Consider the following 17386-nt stretch of genomic DNA (forward strand, 5'->3'; position numbering starts at 1 on the left):
ATCCCGACATTAAAAATTAGATTTTGAGTGTTAAGGCCTTTAGGAAATGCTGGAGTATATCTTCGCCAGCGGCAATGCCGAGCTGGTTTGTCAGCGCGAAATCAGCAGGTCCCTTCACTTTAAGGAGCTCTCCATGGCTTGGGACAATTGGATAGCGGCAATTCTTGAGAAAATCCAAATCTAAAACGGAATCACCTGCGCCCGCCATTGCTACCATCCCTTCTCGGTTACAAATATATTCTAGCGCCTTCCCTTTGCTAATAGCCGCTGGAATAAAGTAGAGCTTTCTGCCCTGAAGGCTCATTTTCCAACCATAATTGGCTGTAAGTCCACGAATTTCGATGAGTTCTGATTGGGTGGGAAGACAATTTAATATAAAGTAAAAAAATAAATTATCAGCACGCTTTCTCTCCCCATCCAACATAATTCCAGCCATTTTTAACGCAGATAGTAACTCTTCCTCATGTGCACATCCAGTTTTCAACTGAAACATTAAATGTTCAGACCACTCTTTTAAAGGTTCCCCGTTGTATAAAATATGTGCTCCATTTGTCGTAATTGCGTATGACAATGGTATTTCTTCTTCAAAAATTACAAACCGTCTAAATTGTTCTGTTGTTCTCGTGGTAACCGGTATAAACAAGCTGTGCTGGTTCACTTCTTTCAACATGGAAAAAGCAGCTTCCGTCATATATCCTACCCATTTTCCCTTATTCATTTCAACCGGCTTCAACACAAGATTCTCTGGTATTCCGAATTCTCCGATTGCCCGATCAGAATACATCAATGTGCGGTCAAGATCCGATGCAGTTATCATTTACTAGTCTCCTTAACCGATTTAATTAACCCCATACACAAATAATTCATATCAGGAAATATCTCTACTTCTACTCCTTTTTCTTCTGCGAGCATGAGAATATGTTTCACATAAGGACTTGAAGGATCACGCATGAGGATTTTCCATGGGACTCTTCTAAGTAGTACTCGTGTTGTTTCACCAACTCCTGGCTTGATATAATTCGTGCTTCCTATATTAAATTCTGCTTGGATGGTTTTAACATCCTGCATACCTACAAATTCTGCATGAATTTCTTGGTGTACTCTTTGTAATACAATTCTTTCCGCTTCTTCGCTGATTGCAGAAAATTCACCAGCAATTAAGTCAATATAATCATTCGAAACATCGCTGGGTAGAAGTTCGCGGTAATACTTTGCTCCGTGAAAATCAATTTTGCCAATGTACGTGTCATTTAATACCGTACGGCTAACAAGTCCTGAAACGGTCGAATTTAAACAAGCGCTTGGAATGAGAAAGTCCTCTCTCGTTCCAAAAACTGTCGTGCAATGGCCAGGGTCGGCAACGACAGCAAGTTGATCATCTAGCTGAATTTGATATATTTTTTCAAATTGTTGGCATGCCTTTGTTAATTCAAGCGAAATGGCCCCTTTTCCTGTCCATCCATCCACAAATTGAATGTTTCCCTTTGGGTGTTTTTTAAGGATAAAGTGTAGTGCATTTTCATCAATACCTCTATCACGGATAATGGAAACACTATAATGAGGTAAAGATATGCCATAGCGGGATTGAATATATCTTTTTATTAAAATTCCGACAGGCGTACCAGCTCGCGCTAGAGATACGAGAATGGACTGATTTCCCTTATTTCGATAAATTTGCTCTGCCACAATACCAACGCATAGGGCTACCTTTGATTTATACTCATTGGCGGTTTGCCAAAACAAATCAACATATTCCTTTGGCGGCTGGTATTCTATTGGCAGTGATTCACTATAATGCTGACCAGATTGAACTCTCATTTCGCGATTTACAGTGGAGTCTTCCAGCTGAATCGTACTCAAATCTTTTAATAGAAAAAGAACATCATCCTCAGAATAGCTTCCCATTTTAGCAGGCTGATTGGTTATCATCGACATTCTTTCACCCCTATTACTCTGAGAAAAAGGCGATTTTAATCGACTTTATCTGTAATTTTTCCACTTGTTTTAATAATGGCTGCAGTTTTTCAGCGTCCACTTTCCTTTCAAAAAAAACAAATAATTCATCATATACACCAGGAGGAATATTGTAAACGAAGTGAGCCACATCCTGATCCTCTGGATTAGGAAATCCAATACCAAATCTTGCCCCATACCCTTGGTTATTTTGAATATAGATGGGACTTCTGGTGGTAGATTGATAGAAGACATTTTTACCCATTTCCGCTGCCAATTTCATAGGAATGTACATGAATTCCCCGGTCCCTAAACATATCGTTTTTGATGCCGTTCTGTGTTGTCTCAATACATCAGCAGCTTTAATTACTTTCCGATGGAGAGCGGCGTTAGTGCTGCTAGCTATTCCAAAGCGGCCCGTTTCCTTTATATAGGGAGGCTTATTGCCAGTTTCGATATCTTCTTTTTCAAAAAAAGAAGATAAAGATATTGTTTCCATTGCTGTGTTTATTTCTATATGTGTATCAGGTTGATCCTCGGATGTTTCAAGCTTTTCAATCTCATTTACTTCAACCTTACCGCTCATTAAACTTACGACATTAATATTGATTCCAAGTGTTTTTTCAAGTTGTATAAAATGCTGTTTGTTTTCCTCAGATCGCCAATCCAAAATTGAAACAACCGTATATTCTTCCCTAGGAAACTGTGAATGAATCGACTGGATAATATTGATTGCTGTTTTCCCTGTGGTCATTTCATCATCTACTAAAATAATTTCCCGCTGATTATCAATCATTTCTACCGGAATATAGCAGCGATGAGAGGTAGCATGAGAATGCTCCTCTTCAAAGGTAATACACGGTGTTAGATGATCTAGCACCTCTCTGGTAGTATGGAAATATTCTGCTTCTTCAAAGCAATCAAAAAAAGCGTGTCCGAGTGAAGTAGCTGTCTCTGCAAACCCAATCACAACCGGGTTTACTGATTTAGGAATAAAAGAAACGCTTTGAAAATCTGTTTCTTTTTGACCAAATGATTTCACTAAACTTTCTTTTACTTGACATTTGTATTCTCTTACACTCTCTGCATATCTAGCTGCAAGTAAAGCAGGTATTATAAGACCTTTTTGCGGTTGTATTGGTAAATGTTTTCCTAGAACCTTACTAACAAACAAAAACGACCGTTTTTTATTGATTCTTGCTGCCATTATAAACAATTCTTCAAGAGGTAACTGAAATGGATTAGCACTTACTTCAATGTCCACAGTAATTTTGTCAAGAATTGTATACGTATATGTCTTTTTTGATAAGGTCGATATTTGTGTATCCTTCATGTAGCACCCCGTAAAGCTGAGATTTTAAGATGATTTTTTTCGCCCAAAACAAATGAGGCTTAATTTCGTTCATTTTGTTGGAAAAATCACTTTTTTTCACTCCATTTTCACCCTTTTCTGTTTCAACAATGGAACAGGCATCAATATATTCCTCGTAAGTTACAACATTTAGTGCCTGTACGGCCTTAATATGGGTAGGATGAATAATGGTTTTTCCCGTTAGCCCGTTAGCAATATCCATTAACACTTCTCTAATTAGACCATCCATATTCTGGTCAATTAATTCAGCCCGCCACTTCAAGCCTTCATCACCATATCGTTCGCGAAAAGGTGTCTGTCTAAGCTGTGGTTTTAACATCCTTGGTTTAGAAGAGAAATACTCCCAGACCGGTCCTGAAATTACATAAGGACTTTCAGACCGTTGAAAAACATTTATAATATCTGCAATGCAATCTCGTAAAACCGCAATCTCGTAAACAGTGGTATCCACACTTCTGCGAATTCCGTACAATCCGCAAAAATCAGTTGCCCCAATTCGAACATTCAAGATAGTATCCTTATAGCAATCAAGGAGATGTTTTATTGCCATTAATTCTGTCATTCTTGTTTCTTTATGTATTATTTTATCACTTTCAAGGATAGGCATGGCGTAAAAAGGCTTGTCGTCTGTGTGAATTTTCACAACCTCCGCTAACAAGTCACCGCCAGTCTCTGCATTAAATTTCGGCAAAACAACGCCAGTTAACAATTCAATTGCATTACCTAGCTGTTCCTTCATTCTTTTAAGCTGATCTATATTCCGAATCCGGATAAACATTAGTGGCAGGTCATCAATTGTTAAATAATTTTTATTGATTTCACCATATAATTTTAGCAGTTCCTCTACAAGCAGCACTTCTGCCTTTTCAACCTCGAAATCACCCACGGCATCCTCTAGGTCTATTACAAGGGAAGTTAACCCTTCATGCTTTTTTGACAGGAGATCTTGATGAATATTTGGGCGAGTTGCGGGCATGTATAGAGTTGCGCCAAGTCCATAAGATAAAAGCTCCCGATCACTATACTTATTAAAGTCCCTGGGCTTTTGAAAGAATAATGTTCCAAGCTCATTTTCATAAAAATAGGTAAAATGCTTCATTCTAAATGACTCCTTTAATAAAAAAGATGGGGACTGACTTTCGTCTGTTCCCCATTTTATGTCACACGTTTATAATTATGATTCCTTAGAAACTTCTTTCTTTTTGTTCATGAAATGAACAACAAAAGTCGCTCCAAATACTAGTAGTAAAATAACGAAGAAGGTGATATGACTTACATGAACCCCGAATACTCCGGCAAACATTTTTGCAGATATTAAAAGAATTAAAATATAAGCTGATGTCTCAAGTTCTGGAATACGATCAATTAATGCCAAGAATACTCCGGCAACACCTCGCATCATTAGAACCCCAAGCATACCGCCAAGCAACAGCACCCAAACCTCATTACTAATTCCGAAAGCAGCTAGAACACTGTCAACTGAAAAAGCAATATCCATTAATTCTACTGCAGCAACTGTTCCCCAGAAGGTTCCAAATAGTCGAATGAGCAAGCCCTTTTGATTAATCCCGTGCTCTTCCCCTTCTTCTACCTGACTCGCTTTTCGTTTATCAATGAAATACTTAATTGCTAACCAAGCAAGATAAGCAGCTCCTAAAACTTTAACCAGTGTAAATTTAATTAAATAAACTCCAATTCCAATTGCAATAAATCGGAAGATATAAGCACCAAGTAAGCCATAAAAAAGGGCTCTTTTACGCTGTTCTGGCGGTAAGTGTTTTACCATTACTGCTAGAACAAGAGCATTATCGGCTGATAGTAACCCTTCGAGAATAACTAGGGTAGCGATTAATCCCCAGTTAACCGGATCTGATAAAACCTCGACCCAGTGCTGCCAGTCAAAAAATAATGAATAAGTTTCAATAATTCCTTCCCACATTAAAAAAATTCCTCCCGGATATTAAAAGTTTCGTTCAAAGACCCAGCATGCGCTGGGTCTTTATTCTAGATGTTATCCTACTTGTAATCCAAAGTCTGTAGCAAGAGCCGCTAAGCCGCCTTGGTAGCCGCTGCCAATTGCGCTAAACTTCCACTCACCGTTATGACGATATAGTTCGCCAACAACAACTGCTGTTTCGATAGAGAAATCTTCTCCTAAATCATAACGAATCAGTTCCTCACCGGTTGATTCATTGAAAATTCGGGCATACGCGTTAGAAACTTGACCAAAGTTTTGGTTTCTTGCAGCCGCATCATGAATGGTAATTGTGAACGTAACACGTTGAATGTTAGAAGGAATTGCTGTTAGATTGATGTTTACTTGCTCATCATCACCATCACCAGCACCAGTACGGTTATCACCATTATGTACAACAGCACCATTTGCACCTTGTGGGTTATTGTAGAATACGAAGTCTGTTTCGTTTGTAACCTTGCCATTCTCACCTAATAAGAAAACGGATGAATCCAGGTCGAAGTCATGTCCGCCATCATATTTATTGGTATCCCATCCTAAACCAACTACTACATTTGTTAACCCAGGATTTGTCTTCGTTAAATCTACTTTTTGACCTTTTGATAAACTGATTGCCATTTTTTCATTCCTCCATTTTAGGTAATAGTCTATATACGAGCTCCTCTAGGAAAGGTTTCAAAAATTATAATAAAATTTTTACTATCGGTTTTGCAAATCCTTAACTCATCCATTTTGGCGGGGTATTTTTATCCCAATAAATAGACCCTAGCTCATGATGGCTTTGAAATTCGTCATGATAGGTATGGTAATGAAAATTAAACCAGTAACCGGCTTGCGGTGGATTATCTCTTCTCACATGGAAACGAAGAACATCTTTGTTCGTTTCACTATTTTTGACATTAAAGATTTTTTCTGATTGTCCCTTGCCTGGAGTCTCTGTAATAGCTAGATTTAGTAAATCTTCTGCTGGGAATTGCTCAGCGGTTTCCTGTAAAGCCTTTTCGATATTAGGCATAATAATTTCCCGAAACTCATTTTCAATTACAGGCTTAATCCTTGTACCGAATTTTTGATAGGATTGCAGCTCTGCCTTTTTAATCAGCTCTTCGACAAATTTTTCCTTATCTACTACTTCTTCTGTCTCAAAGAAGCTATTTTCCTCAGCATAGCCTCTTAACAGGGCAGCTTCAATCGTATCTCTCTCTGTAGGTTTCTCAGCATTTACGTTATTTATTAGTTGAGTCGGAGTAATAAGTCCAAATGTTAAAACTGAAACGAGCACCACAAACGATTTACGAATCCATTTATTCATCTAAATTCCCCTTTTTCACCTGGAAGAATTGGATTAATTTTTCCGATATTTTTTGACTCTTACCAATTATTATACTTCTTTTACTGGCAAAATGGAAAAATCATTACTTGCAGAATGATAGAAATTCTTAATTTTCAAGGAAACCAAAGTGAAATTTAGCTGTCTTTCTCCGTAATACGTGGAAACCATATTTTTCAAATCGTTTACTTTTATAATGATCCTTTAGTATGACTCTATTTTTCGATACTCTCATCGCTTCCTCTATCGTTTCCTCATTCAAATCATCATATAGAGCCATATGACCTAAGGACTTAATCCCATCAGATTCAAGGATAGCTTCATCAAACATCGGGTCAAAATAGACACAATCGACGGAGTTATCCGGAAGAGAACTAAGATACTCAAGCGCGCGGCTATGAACAACCTCTATTCTAGCCATCGCCTTATTCATATCGTAAATCTCCGAATCCCAAGTTTTCAGTCCTTCCCTTACCATGAATGCCAAATACTTTTGACCCTCGGTACCTGTCACCGTACCTTCATCCCCGACTATAAAACTTGCGACGATTGAATCTGATGCAAGACCCAGGGTACAATCGAGGAATGTCATCCCCTTTGTAAGTTGTGCAGCTTCGACAAAGGGGTCATGTTCACCGTTTGCCAACCGCTTGATCCGAAACATTGCTGAATTAGGATGAAAAATGAAGGGCTGCTCCGCTTCTAGCGAAAATAGTTCAAGCCTTTCCTTGCCTACAACGATACATTCGCTATTTGTTTCTTTTTGTAAAGCTTGAATGGACTTTTTTCTTCGCGGTATGTACGGCACTGCTAATGTATCTGCGATTTTCATTGCTTTTTCAATCATTTGCTGATTGGTTCGTCCAGCTGTGGTAACAAACATGACGCGTAAAAACCTCCAAAAAAAAGGACGTCGAATGACATCCTTTTAGCAATTGGCATCAAATGCAGCCTTTAAATTATCCATAATGGATTCCATTGGCATTCCTTCAATATCATGACGTGGAATAAAGTGAACCACTTTATTTCCCATTAATAGTGCCATTGATGGTGATGAAGGCTCAATTCCCTCAAAATACTCACGCATTTTTGCAGTTGCTTCTTTATCCTGTCCAGCAAATACGGTTACAAGGTGGTCAGGCTTTTTCTCACTTGTTAATACAGCCTGTGTTGCCGCAGGACGAGCAAGTCCAGCAGCACATCCGCAAACTGAATTTACAACAACAAGCGTTGTTCCACTTGCATTTTCCATATAGTTTTCGACTTCTTCAGCTGTCGTCAGTTCTTGAAATCCTGTTCTTGTTAACTCCTCACGCATTGGTAAAACCATTTGTCTCATGTATTCTTCATAAGCCATTGACATTATAAAAACCTCACTTTCTATATTTGCAGTGTACTATAATTAATTTACTAAGTGCAATTCCAATTAACTTTCCGTTTTTCGAGCCTCAGTCATTTGCTTCCATACAGAACCTTTAGCTGCTTCGCCGCCTTCTATTCTTTCGATTGCCATCTTGATTTGCATGCTGACCTCAAATTCAGGATCGTTTTCAGCTTCCTTTAAGGCTGGCAATGACGTTACATCACCCACCTCATACAAAAACATCGCTGCCCGCCAACGAACTAATTTGCTGGAATCTTTAAGTGCTTTCGCCATCTCTTCACCTGCTTCGGGAAAACCGAGATCAGATAAACAATCACCGGCAGTCCTTCGAACCGTAACGGTTTTATCCTTTAATGCAGTATATAAATAAGGCAATACCGCCTCGTCTTTTATCATACCTAAATAGACAGTTACTAATCGGCGTATAGAAGCCTTTTCATCTTTTAACGCCTTTGCTAAAACAGGTAAATCTTCAATTTCTGGATCATCCATTTGCTCAAGCAGCTGATAACGAATCTGCCAATCGGGATTCTCTAATGATTCTAATGTTACTTTTTTGCGTTCTCGTATTGGTCTTGGTTTAATATCAGATTCCTTTATTTGCGCTCTGGATACCAGATCCTCGAGTCGTTCAGCAGGATAAGCAGCGATTAACTCCTCGATGACTTCTTTACCGATTTGTTCAAAATCGCCATAGCGAACACCAAGAGCATCCCATTTGCGGAGCAGTATATAATTCTCATCCGGAAGCTGTGCTCGTTCTCTTGCCTTTAAAAAGTACTCAGGCATCCCAAATCTTTTTTCAGTACTGCCATCTGTTAGCTTAACTTGAAGCGGAATATCTTTAAACATTTGAACCTCAACCTTGATTTCACCAAAATGTTCATCTACTGGATTACCGGTTTGCGTTAATTGCTCCGCTGTTTCCCCAAATGCCTTACGGACTTGCGGCAGCAAATCCTTCCAGTCGTATTTCGCATTTCGTTCAACCGCGAGGAAATCTGAGACATGATAGACACCCTTGATACCCTCAATTTGAAGGATGTCTTGGATCACATCTGGTGCAGTTTGAGCTGTTTCTTTTTTATAATTATGGCTTTTCCCCATTGGCAGTTCTTGGTCTAAGATAATTTTCATTGTATTTGGGCTTGGCGTCGGTTCAATACCCTTTATTTTCATAAAGTTCACCTAATTCTTTAGTTTCTCTTTACAAGTTTAACATAATGGTGATATTTCATTCTAGAAATTGGTCTTGTAGTACAGTTCGGGAAACGCAGATATAATTTCCCCGAGCAAAAAAAGTACGTCATCGACGCACTTTTTTTACTCACCTTCCGCTATTTCAGCTAGATATTCCCATCTCTCGATTAAGTACTCGAGCTTTTCGTTTAATTCTGCTTCTAATTTCATTAATTCCTGCGCTTTTGTGAAGTCACTGCCTGTGTTACCCATTTCTTCAGCTACTTCTTCTAGTCGAGCTTCCGTTTTAGCAATGACTTCGTCTATTTCTTCCCACTCTTTTTTCTCCTTATAGGTCATTCTTTTCTTTTTTTCCTTTTCTGGAGCTTTAGCCGGTGCAGGATTATTTGCTGCCGTCTTCTTTACTTCTACAGCTGTTTCTTTTTCAAGGTACTCACTGTAATTTCCATAAAACGAATCGATTCGGCCCTCGCCACGCAAAACAAGAAGCTGGTCTACAACTTTATCAAGGAAATACCGGTCATGGGATACCGTAATTACCACGCCAGGAAATTCTTCTAAGTAATCTTCTAGTACAGTCAATGTCTGGGTATCAAGGTCATTGGTAGGCTCGTCCAGTAAGAGTACATTTGGTGCGGTCATTAACAGTTTTAACAGGTATAAACGGCGCTTTTCTCCTCCGGATAATTTGCGTATTGGTGTCCCATGAGAAAAAGGCGGGAATAGAAAACGTTCAAGCATGAGTGCGGCAGATAGGGTTTTACCATCAGACGTCTCCACGACTTCGGCGGTTTCTTTAATGTATTCAATCATCCGCTTGTTTTCGTCCATGTCTTCGCTTTCCTGTGTATAGTAAGCGATCTTTACTGTTTGCCCCATGATGAACTCACCTTCATCAAGCGGAAGCTTTTTGGCCAGGATGTTCAACAATGTTGACTTACCAGCACCGTTCCTTCCGATAATTCCAAGCCGGTCTCCTGGTTTTACAAGTAAATTAAAGTGATTTAAGATTGTTTTTTCCCCGTACCGCTTTGACGCATCCTTGAGTTCAAAAACCTGTTTTCCAAGCCTGCTTCCGTTTAATGAGATGTCAACCTTTTCACCTGTCGGCTTCCCGCCAGAAAGCTTATCTTCTAGTTCATCGAACCGCTGAATTCTCGCTTTTTGTTTGGTTGTTCTCGCTTTTGCACCGCGTCTCATCCACTCAAGCTCACGTCTAAACAGATTTTGCCTCTTCTCGAAGGTGGCAGCTTCATTTTCCTCGCGGATTGCTTTTGCTTCCAAAAAGGCAGCATAATTACCTTTATAGCTATAGAGATTTCCGCCATCAAGCTCAAACATTCGGTTAGCAACACGGTCTAAAAAGTAACGGTCATGTGTAACAAGCAGGATGGAGCCGTTATATCGGCTTAAATATTCCTCCAGCCATTTAACAGAGTCAAAGTCTAAGTGGTTCGTAGGCTCGTCAAGTATAAGTAAATCCGGTTCAGCAATCAGGACTTGAGCCAGCGCTACACGTTTTTTCTGTCCCCCAGAGAGCTCACCTACTTTCTTTGTGAAATCCTCAATTCCGAGTTTCATTAAAATAGACTTTGCATTTGTACTTGCATCCCAGGCATTTAAAGCGTCCATCTGCTTTTGTAATTGGAATAAATCCTCTTGAACCTTTGTATCATTTGGTAATGTATTCAAGAGCATTAGTGTTTTTTCATATTCGCGCATTAACCTAAGAATAGGTGCTTCACCATGAAAGACCTGTTCTAGAACCGTTTTAGCTGGATCTAAATCAGGCTGTTGGTTCAGAAATGCAATCGAGTAATCCTTGCCTGTGATAATTTTCCCATCATCTGGCTGATCTAAGCCGGCAATAATTTTTAAAAATGATGATTTTCCCGTTCCATTAATGCCAATTAAGCCGACTCGCTCTTTTTCACCGATGGTAATAGAGATGTTGTTAAATAATTGTTTTTCTCCATATGTTTTCGTAACATTTTCTACTGTTAGCATTTTCATCGGTCTTGACCATCCCATTCTAGATAGAATTGTTCTAAAAAGTCCACCATCGTTTGATGACGGCTTTCTGCCATTTCTTTCGCAGTTTCCGTATTCAATAAATCCTTCAACTTTAATAATTTTTCATAGAAATGGTGTATGCTCGTTGATTTCCCTTTACGGTATTCATCTAAACTCATTTCCTCGCGTACACTTATGCTGGGATCGTATATGGTTTGTCCTTTTTTACCGCCATAAGCAAATGTCCGTGCAATTCCAATGGCACCAATCGCATCCAATCGGTCCGCATCCTGAACGATTTTTGCTTCAATTGTTTTAAGCTCGGTTTTACTTCCACCTTTATATGAAATCGTATCAATAATTTGTACAATAGCGTCTCGAGTTTCTTCTACCATTTCTATACTTTGTAAGAATGAATCCAGCTTATTTTTTCCTAATTCGGCACTGTCATTAAGCTTTTCATCAGGGATATCATGCAAAAGCGCCGCCATTTCAATAATATAGGGGTCACCAGCTTGTTCTTGTTTGCAAATATGTAATGCTGTCCGTCTCACGCGGTCGACATGGAACCAATCATGTCCTGTTGCGTCATCACCTAATTGACTGCGGACAAACGTTTTCGTTTGTTCAATAATTTGATTCTTCATGTAAAACACCTTCCTTCACCCAAGTATTTTATCATGAAAAGCAAACAAAAAATAACCCCGAGAATTCGGAGTTATTTTTTGTTCGCCTGACGGCCGCTCTTTTTCTGGCTTTGTGACTTCGTGTTACCGATTGTATACTCGCCGCCAAATTCAACATCATTTTTTTGATCTTGCTTTTCAATCTCTTCACGCGTCAAATTTTTATTTTTCACAGTGAATCCCCCTTACCTAAAATGAACTGCCATTTTAGTATGCTCACATGGGGTTAAACTTATTTCAAGCCATTATGCCAGCTGATTCCAAGGGTGTTTTCACCTGCGTGAACGCCAATGACCGCCCCTAACGGACAGGTGATAACTTTTAGTTCAGGATATAATCGCTCTAATTCCACTTTCCATTCATTTGCATGTTCCTGATGTAAACCGTATAGAATATATACTTCTTTAAATTTATTTTTTTCGTAAGAGGATTTAAGATAGTCTAGAATCCTTTCCTTTGCCTTCTTATCACTTCTCACTTTTTCTTTTGTGGTCAGGGAGCCGTCTTCAATTGAAATGATGGGCTTCACGTTTAGCATGCTGCCTAAGAAAAACTGTAAACCAGACATCCTGCCGCTGCGATGAAGCTGTTCTAGGCTTCCTATTAAAACATACGTCTCATTGGTGGTCTTTAGAGATTCTAACTGATCTAAGACAGATTCAAGGCTATTTCCAGCCTCCGCTAACTCCATCCCTTTTTTTAATAAAGCCGTCATTGGTGCAGTTAGAATTTGGGAATCAAAGGTTTTAACAGGAATATCAACAAGCTTAGCAGCCTGTTCGCTTGAAGACACGGTACCACTAAGTTTTCCTGATATTAGAACTGCTATAATCTGGTCATAATCATTGGAAAGTTTCTCGTATAATTCTTGGAAAACACCTACTGAAGGCTGTGAAGTTTTTGGCGGTGTTTTAAGATCTTTTAATCTAGCAAAAAGCTCTGCCGCTGTTAGATCAATTCCGTCAGCAAATTCCTCACCGTCTAATAAAATGGTTAATGGTATTGTATACAGATCAGGATGATTTTTTAATTCTTCATCTAAAAATGCCGTACTGTCAGTTACCCATGCCGTTTTAACCAATATGATCTCCCCTTAAAATTGGTATGAGGTCCTAATATCTAGTTAAAACAATCGTACCTTGAAATCATTTTCTTGTAAATATTAATATCCATAAAAAAACCAGCTAAAATTTATAGCTGGTTTCCACCTGTTCAACGAATTCCTCCAAGGTATGATTGTAATCGTTCATTGGTTTTTATCATAAAATCAATCATCTCAACTAAATCATCCATTTGGTCCTCGCTAATCAGTCTGTCGAATTCAATAGAAATGCAATTATCAACGAGTGATTTTGACGTTGTAATGGTTACAGATTGATGGATCTGTCTTGTCTCTCCCCAAATATTAATGAATATTTCTCGTATTTCCTGTAACTCAGTTTCATTGGTAATACCCTCATGAAAAAATTTCAGCATTATCGTACATCCAGACTTTTCTTGTAACAAGGGGTTTGGCAGTATCTCTGCTGCAAGATTAATCAACTCTGCTTTAATACCCAATTTAGCTGTTACGTTAGAAAATGTAGTCGAGGCGTTTTGAAAGTGTATATCAAAACTGCGGGACATTTTCGCCATATTCATGATGTCATTCCGGTCTATAATAACAATCTCACCCGCTAAATCTAAATCATATAATGCCCCTTCAATGACCACCTTCATATTATCGAAAGCCGTAGGATCAAACATCAACTCACCTCACGTCTAGAACAGTCCTAATGCCTTACCGGTGTCGTCCACATCCATATTTAATGCAGCTGGTTTTTTGGGTAATCCCGGCATGGTCATAACCTCTCCCGTTAACGCCACAATGAATCCAGCACCTATCGATGGCTTGAACTCTCTAACATTGACGATAAAATCAGTTGGTCTTCCTAATTTCGTTGGGTCATCGGATAAGGAATATTGCGATTTTGCCATGCAAATCGCTAAATTAGACCAGCCGAATTTTTCAAAGTCCTCCAGCTGCTTTTTCGCTTTAACAGAGAATTCTACGTCTTTTCCGCCGTATACCTTTTGAACGATCGTTCTCACTTTCGTTTCTAGGGAATCTGAAACGTCATATAAATGCTGAAAGTTGTTTTCTTCTTTTTCGATAACTGCTAACAATGTTTCTGCAAGCTCGACTCCTCCGGCACCACCTTTTTCCCAAACCTCTGTTAAAGCAACAGGAACACCCTCGGTTTTGCACCATTCTAGTACTGTTTGAACTTCCCGTTCTGTATCCGTAATAAATTTATTGATGGCCACCGCTACCGGTAAACCAAAGGCTTTAATGGTTTCAATATGTTTTTGCAGATTTGCAAACCCTAATGTTAGGGAAGGGATGTTTTCCTTTGCCAAATCCGATTTTGCTGTCCCTCCATGCATTTTTAAGGCACGAATGGTCGCAACGACTACAACAGCTTCTGGTTTAATACCAGCACTTCTAGTTTTGATATGTAAAAACTTTTCCGCTCCTAAATCCGCACCAAATCCACCTTCTGTGATTACATAATCAGCCAGCTTGGCAGCGGCCTGGGTGGCAATTACACTATTACAGCCATGAGCAATATTCGCAAACGGCCCGCCATGCACCAGTGCAGGAGTATGTTCAATGGTTTGCACGAGATTGGGTTTAACCGCATCCTTAAGCAATAAAGTGAGCGCTCCTTCAACCCCAAGATCTCCTACTGTAACTGGTTCCTTTTTACCATTATAGGCCACAACCATTCGTGCTAATCGCGATTTTAAATCCTTCAAATCGGAAGCCAAACAGAGAACGGCCATAATTTCTGAAGCAACTGTAATATCAAATCCATCTTCTCGTGGAACTCCCTGAAGAGGTCCACCAAGACCAATAATCACTTTTCTTAGTGCACGATCGTTTAAATCAACGGCTCGTTTCCAGACAATTCGCCGCTGGTCAATGTTTAACTCATTCCCTTGTTGTATATGATTATCCAGTAATGCAGCAAGAGCATTATTTGCTGTTGTTATTGCGTGCAAATCCCCGGTAAAATGCAAATTTATGTCTTCCATCGGTAAGACCTGAGAATAGCCTCCCCCGGTGGCACCGCCTTTAATTCCCATCGTAGGACCCAATGACGGCTCACGCATCGCAATCATCGCTTTCTTACCTATACGTTTAAAGGCGTCACCCAGACCGACGGTTACGGTAGATTTCCCTTCACCAGCAGGCGTAGGATTAATAGAAGTAACAAGTATGATTTTGCCATTTTCATTTGTTTCAATTTTCCTAAGAGCTTCATATGAGATTTTTGCTTTGTATTTACCGTATAATTCGAGGTCATCTTCCTTTAGACCAATTGATTCAGCAATTTGAACAATTGGCTTCATGGTTGATTCTTGTGCAATTTCAATGTCGGACTTAACTGATGTTTTCATTTGCAAAAATGATCCCCCGCATTCACATAGAATTAATAGCCTCTTTTATTGTATCAAATCCTTGATTTATTTTCGTGTAATATTTTTCACAAAACTTTATCCTTTTCTGAAAGTAAGATAATGTTTATAATGTTATTGACCAAATATTTAAAAAAATACTATATACTTAACCATTAGAAACAAAGGGGGAGTGCACCATGCCTATTAACATTCCAAAGCTGCTGCCTGCACGAGAAATACTAGAAAATGAGAATATATTTGTTATGGACGATGAACGGGCCATCAGCCAGGATATTCGTCCATTAAAACTTCTTATTCTCAATTTAATGCCTGAAAAAGAGAAGGCAGAAACGCAGCTATTAAGGCTATTGGGAAACAGCCCGCTGCAAGTAAATGTAAAATTTTTAAAAACGAATTCCTATGAATCTACACACACAAGCAAACAGCACCTTGAACAATTTTACACCACTTTTTCAGAGGTCAAAAATCAAAAGTATGACGGTATGATTATAACTGGAGCTCCAGTTGAACTGATGGAGTTTGAGCAAGTAAAGTATTGGGAAGAACTCACGGAAATTATGGACTGGACAAAAACCAATGTCACCTCTACCCTGCATATTTGTTGGGGAGCACAGGCTGCACTCTTTTATCATTATGGGATTGATAAATTTGAACTGTCACGTAAATGTTCGGGAATCTATGAGCACCAGATCTTCGAGCAAAATGATTTACTTCTTCGCGGATTTGATGATCATTTTTATGCTCCTCATTCTCGATATACAGATGTATCGATTGGTGAAATCCATGAGAACCCTGCGCTTACGCTGTTAGCCGCCTCTGAGGAAGCAGGTGCCCTGCTTATTTCCTCCCGAGATCGAAAACACGTGATGATCACTGGGCATTTGGAATACGAATCTGACTCATTAGCACAGGAATACAATCGTGATATTAGCAGAGGGCTGGAAATTCATATGCCAGAAAATTACTTTCCAAATAATGATCCAACACAACCGCCGATTAATCGCTGGCGTTCCCATGGACACCTATTCTTTTCGAACTGGCTCAACTACTACGTATACCAAGAAACACCATTTAATTGGGAATAAACAAAAGAAGCATCGAGGTAGACCGATGCTTCTTTTGTTGTCTTATAACAATTTGTGGTAAATTAATAGCCCTCCATCGTTTATTTTCCGTAAATTATAGAAAGAATATCGAGCAAAGGGGGGAAACGTTGTGGAAACAGTAGTAGGATTGCACCGAAACCATTTTGGTGAGATTATTAGCTTTGTTACTTCCGAAGGCCGGGTCATCTCTTATCAAAAAGCATTACTAGAAGCAGCAGACGGAATTATCCAAGGCGTTCAGGCAACTGAGAATCATGATGGGAAACTTGTTCTAAATCCTGAGCAGGATCCATCCTTTGATCAATATCCAAATTTATTTTAATTCAGAAAGGGAACATCGATAATGTAGCCTATGAATACCATTTTTGTTGTTTCCTTAATGAAATGGGTCTCATGAGATCCTTCTTAACGAAAACAACAGTAAAAGCACCTGGTTTCTACCAGGTGCTAAGTTTATTCTGCTTCGTTTTGTTTTTGAATTTCTTTTAATGCTTCTATCCTCGATTCATCTTCTTGAAAAAATTGAACCAAATCAACGATTCGTTCAATCGAATCCCAGCTTAAGTGGTGTTCGATTCCTTCAACATCTTTATATATATTTTCATCTTTGACGCCGATGATTTTTAGAAACTGTTCCAGTAGATCATGTCGAAATACGAGTCGCTTTCCAATCTTATTCCCTTTAGTGGTTAAGCTAAAGCCTCGGTATTTCTCATAGACAAGATATTCATCTTTGTCCAGCTTTTGAACCATTTTTGTTACTGAGGAGGGATGAACAGATAATGCCTCTGCAATATCTGATACTCGGGCGTATCCTTTTTCTTCAATTAACATATATATTTGTTCAATATAATCTTCCATACTCGGTGTTGGCATCCCGTACCTCCATAAAAAATACTCTC

General features: G+C 39.1%; 19 protein-coding genes. 2 read left to right on the forward strand and 17 right to left on the reverse strand.

What is annotated here, in order from left to right:
- Positions 1–16: 16 nt before the first annotated feature.
- The 16 genes from QNH29_RS20675 to QNH29_RS20750 form a co-directional block, all read right to left on the reverse strand.
- Complete coding sequence (locus QNH29_RS20675; protein ID WP_283861205.1) at positions 17–817, reverse strand: hypothetical protein; 801 nt, start codon at positions 815–817, stop codon at positions 17–19.
- On the reverse strand, positions 814–1935 hold the full coding sequence (locus QNH29_RS20680) for a cysteine protease StiP family protein (RefSeq protein ID WP_283861206.1): 1122 nt from the start codon (positions 1933–1935) through the stop codon (positions 814–816). Before QNH29_RS20680 ends, QNH29_RS20675 begins: the two co-directional genes overlap by 4 nt.
- A gap of 13 nt (positions 1936–1948) precedes the next feature.
- Positions 1949–3286: a phosphoribosyltransferase family protein gene (locus QNH29_RS20685; protein ID WP_283861207.1), complete on the reverse strand. Its 1338-nt coding sequence runs from the start codon at positions 3284–3286 to the stop codon at positions 1949–1951.
- Positions 3228–4424 (reverse strand): HpcH/HpaI aldolase/citrate lyase family protein, encoded by a 1197-nt coding sequence (locus tag QNH29_RS20690; RefSeq protein WP_283861208.1) that lies wholly within the window; start codon positions 4422–4424, stop codon positions 3228–3230. The genes QNH29_RS20685 and QNH29_RS20690 overlap by 59 nt, the downstream gene beginning before the upstream one ends.
- Positions 4425–4499: 75 nt before the next feature.
- Positions 4500–5264: a TerC family protein gene (locus QNH29_RS20695; protein ID WP_283861209.1), complete on the reverse strand. Its 765-nt coding sequence runs from the start codon at positions 5262–5264 to the stop codon at positions 4500–4502.
- Between the two features lie 72 nt (positions 5265–5336).
- Positions 5337–5918, reverse strand: a complete 582-nt coding sequence (locus QNH29_RS20700) for a TerD family protein (RefSeq protein ID WP_283861210.1) — start codon at positions 5916–5918, stop codon at positions 5337–5339.
- A gap of 100 nt (positions 5919–6018) precedes the next feature.
- Complete coding sequence (locus QNH29_RS20705; protein WP_283861211.1) at positions 6019–6612, reverse strand: YpjP family protein; 594 nt, start codon at positions 6610–6612, stop codon at positions 6019–6021.
- 127 nt (positions 6613–6739) lie between these two features.
- Positions 6740–7513: a class I SAM-dependent methyltransferase gene (locus QNH29_RS20710; protein ID WP_283861212.1), complete on the reverse strand. Its 774-nt coding sequence runs from the start codon at positions 7511–7513 to the stop codon at positions 6740–6742.
- A gap of 45 nt (positions 7514–7558) precedes the next feature.
- Positions 7559–7993 (reverse strand): BrxA/BrxB family bacilliredoxin, encoded by a 435-nt coding sequence (locus QNH29_RS20715; RefSeq protein WP_283861213.1) that lies wholly within the window; start codon positions 7991–7993, stop codon positions 7559–7561.
- A 63-nt stretch (positions 7994–8056) separates the two neighbouring features.
- Positions 8057–9193: a conserved virulence factor C family protein gene (locus QNH29_RS20720; RefSeq protein ID WP_283861214.1), complete on the reverse strand. Its 1137-nt coding sequence runs from the start codon at positions 9191–9193 to the stop codon at positions 8057–8059.
- 144 nt (positions 9194–9337) lie between these two features.
- Positions 9338–11227 (reverse strand): ABC-F family ATP-binding cassette domain-containing protein, encoded by a 1890-nt coding sequence (locus tag QNH29_RS20725; RefSeq protein WP_283861215.1) that lies wholly within the window; start codon positions 11225–11227, stop codon positions 9338–9340.
- Positions 11224–11874, reverse strand: a complete 651-nt coding sequence (locus tag QNH29_RS20730; protein WP_283861216.1) for an HD domain-containing protein — start codon at positions 11872–11874, stop codon at positions 11224–11226. The genes QNH29_RS20725 and QNH29_RS20730 overlap by 4 nt, the downstream gene beginning before the upstream one ends.
- 71 nt (positions 11875–11945) lie before the next feature.
- Positions 11946–12086 (reverse strand): hypothetical protein, encoded by a 141-nt coding sequence (locus QNH29_RS20735; RefSeq protein ID WP_169803677.1) that lies wholly within the window; start codon positions 12084–12086, stop codon positions 11946–11948.
- 59 nt (positions 12087–12145) lie between these two features.
- Positions 12146–12994 (reverse strand): DegV family protein, encoded by an 849-nt coding sequence (locus QNH29_RS20740; protein WP_283861217.1) that lies wholly within the window; start codon positions 12992–12994, stop codon positions 12146–12148.
- 131 nt (positions 12995–13125) lie between these two features.
- A complete protein-coding gene (locus QNH29_RS20745; RefSeq protein WP_283861218.1) occupies positions 13126–13659 on the reverse strand; it encodes a hypothetical protein in 534 nt (177 codons plus the stop codon).
- A 15-nt stretch (positions 13660–13674) separates the two neighbouring features.
- Positions 13675–15357, reverse strand: a complete 1683-nt coding sequence (locus QNH29_RS20750) for a formate--tetrahydrofolate ligase (RefSeq protein ID WP_481858746.1) — start codon at positions 15355–15357, stop codon at positions 13675–13677.
- A 197-nt stretch (positions 15358–15554) separates the two neighbouring features.
- Between QNH29_RS20750 and metA the strand changes: the two genes are divergently transcribed.
- Positions 15555–16463 (forward strand): homoserine O-acetyltransferase MetA, encoded by a 909-nt coding sequence (metA, locus tag QNH29_RS20755; protein WP_283861220.1) that lies wholly within the window; start codon positions 15555–15557, stop codon positions 16461–16463.
- A 130-nt stretch (positions 16464–16593) separates the two neighbouring features.
- Positions 16594–16806 (forward strand): DUF3892 domain-containing protein, encoded by a 213-nt coding sequence (locus QNH29_RS20760; protein ID WP_283861221.1) that lies wholly within the window; start codon positions 16594–16596, stop codon positions 16804–16806.
- Positions 16807–16937: 131 nt separating this feature from the next.
- On the opposite strand, the gene mntR is transcribed toward QNH29_RS20760, so the two are convergent.
- Positions 16938–17360, reverse strand: a complete 423-nt coding sequence (gene mntR / locus QNH29_RS20765; protein WP_283861222.1) for a transcriptional regulator MntR — start codon at positions 17358–17360, stop codon at positions 16938–16940.
- Positions 17361–17386 lie beyond the last annotated feature (26 nt).

The sequence above is a fragment of the Neobacillus sp. DY30 genome, from assembly GCF_030123065.1.
In the GTDB taxonomy this organism is placed as follows: domain Bacteria; phylum Bacillota; class Bacilli; order Bacillales; family Cytobacillaceae; genus Neobacillus.

Coding starts and splice junctions, on each gene's coding strand:
- QNH29_RS20675 (WP_283861205.1), bottom strand. CDS start 817: ATGATAACTGCATCGGATCTTGACCGCACATTGATGTATTCTGATCGG.
- QNH29_RS20680 (WP_283861206.1), bottom strand. CDS start 1,935: ATGTCGATGATAACCAATCAGCCTGCTAAAATGGGAAGCTATTCTGAG.
- QNH29_RS20685 (WP_283861207.1), bottom strand. CDS start 3,286: ATGAAGGATACACAAATATCGACCTTATCAAAAAAGACATATACGTAT.
- QNH29_RS20690 (WP_283861208.1), bottom strand. CDS start 4,424: ATGAAGCATTTTACCTATTTTTATGAAAATGAGCTTGGAACATTATTC.
- QNH29_RS20695 (WP_283861209.1), bottom strand. CDS start 5,264: ATGTGGGAAGGAATTATTGAAACTTATTCATTATTTTTTGACTGGCAG.
- QNH29_RS20700 (WP_283861210.1), bottom strand. CDS start 5,918: ATGGCAATCAGTTTATCAAAAGGTCAAAAAGTAGATTTAACGAAGACA.
- QNH29_RS20705 (WP_283861211.1), bottom strand. CDS start 6,612: ATGAATAAATGGATTCGTAAATCGTTTGTGGTGCTCGTTTCAGTTTTA.
- QNH29_RS20710 (WP_283861212.1), bottom strand. CDS start 7,513: ATGTTTGTTACCACAGCTGGACGAACCAATCAGCAAATGATTGAAAAA.
- QNH29_RS20715 (WP_283861213.1), bottom strand. CDS start 7,993: ATGTCAATGGCTTATGAAGAATACATGAGACAAATGGTTTTACCAATG.
- QNH29_RS20720 (WP_283861214.1), bottom strand. CDS start 9,193: ATGAAAATAAAGGGTATTGAACCGACGCCAAGCCCAAATACAATGAAA.
- QNH29_RS20725 (WP_283861215.1), bottom strand. CDS start 11,227: ATGAAAATGCTAACAGTAGAAAATGTTACGAAAACATATGGAGAAAAA.
- QNH29_RS20730 (WP_283861216.1), bottom strand. CDS start 11,874: ATGAAGAATCAAATTATTGAACAAACGAAAACGTTTGTCCGCAGTCAA.
- QNH29_RS20745 (WP_283861218.1), bottom strand. CDS start 13,659: ATGTTTGATCCTACGGCTTTCGATAATATGAAGGTGGTCATTGAAGGG.
- QNH29_RS20750 (WP_481858746.1), bottom strand. CDS start 15,357: ATGAAAACATCAGTTAAGTCCGACATTGAAATTGCACAAGAATCAACC.
- metA (WP_283861220.1), top strand. CDS start 15,555: ATGCCTATTAACATTCCAAAGCTGCTGCCTGCACGAGAAATACTAGAA.
- mntR (WP_283861222.1), bottom strand. CDS start 17,360: ATGCCAACACCGAGTATGGAAGATTATATTGAACAAATATATATGTTA.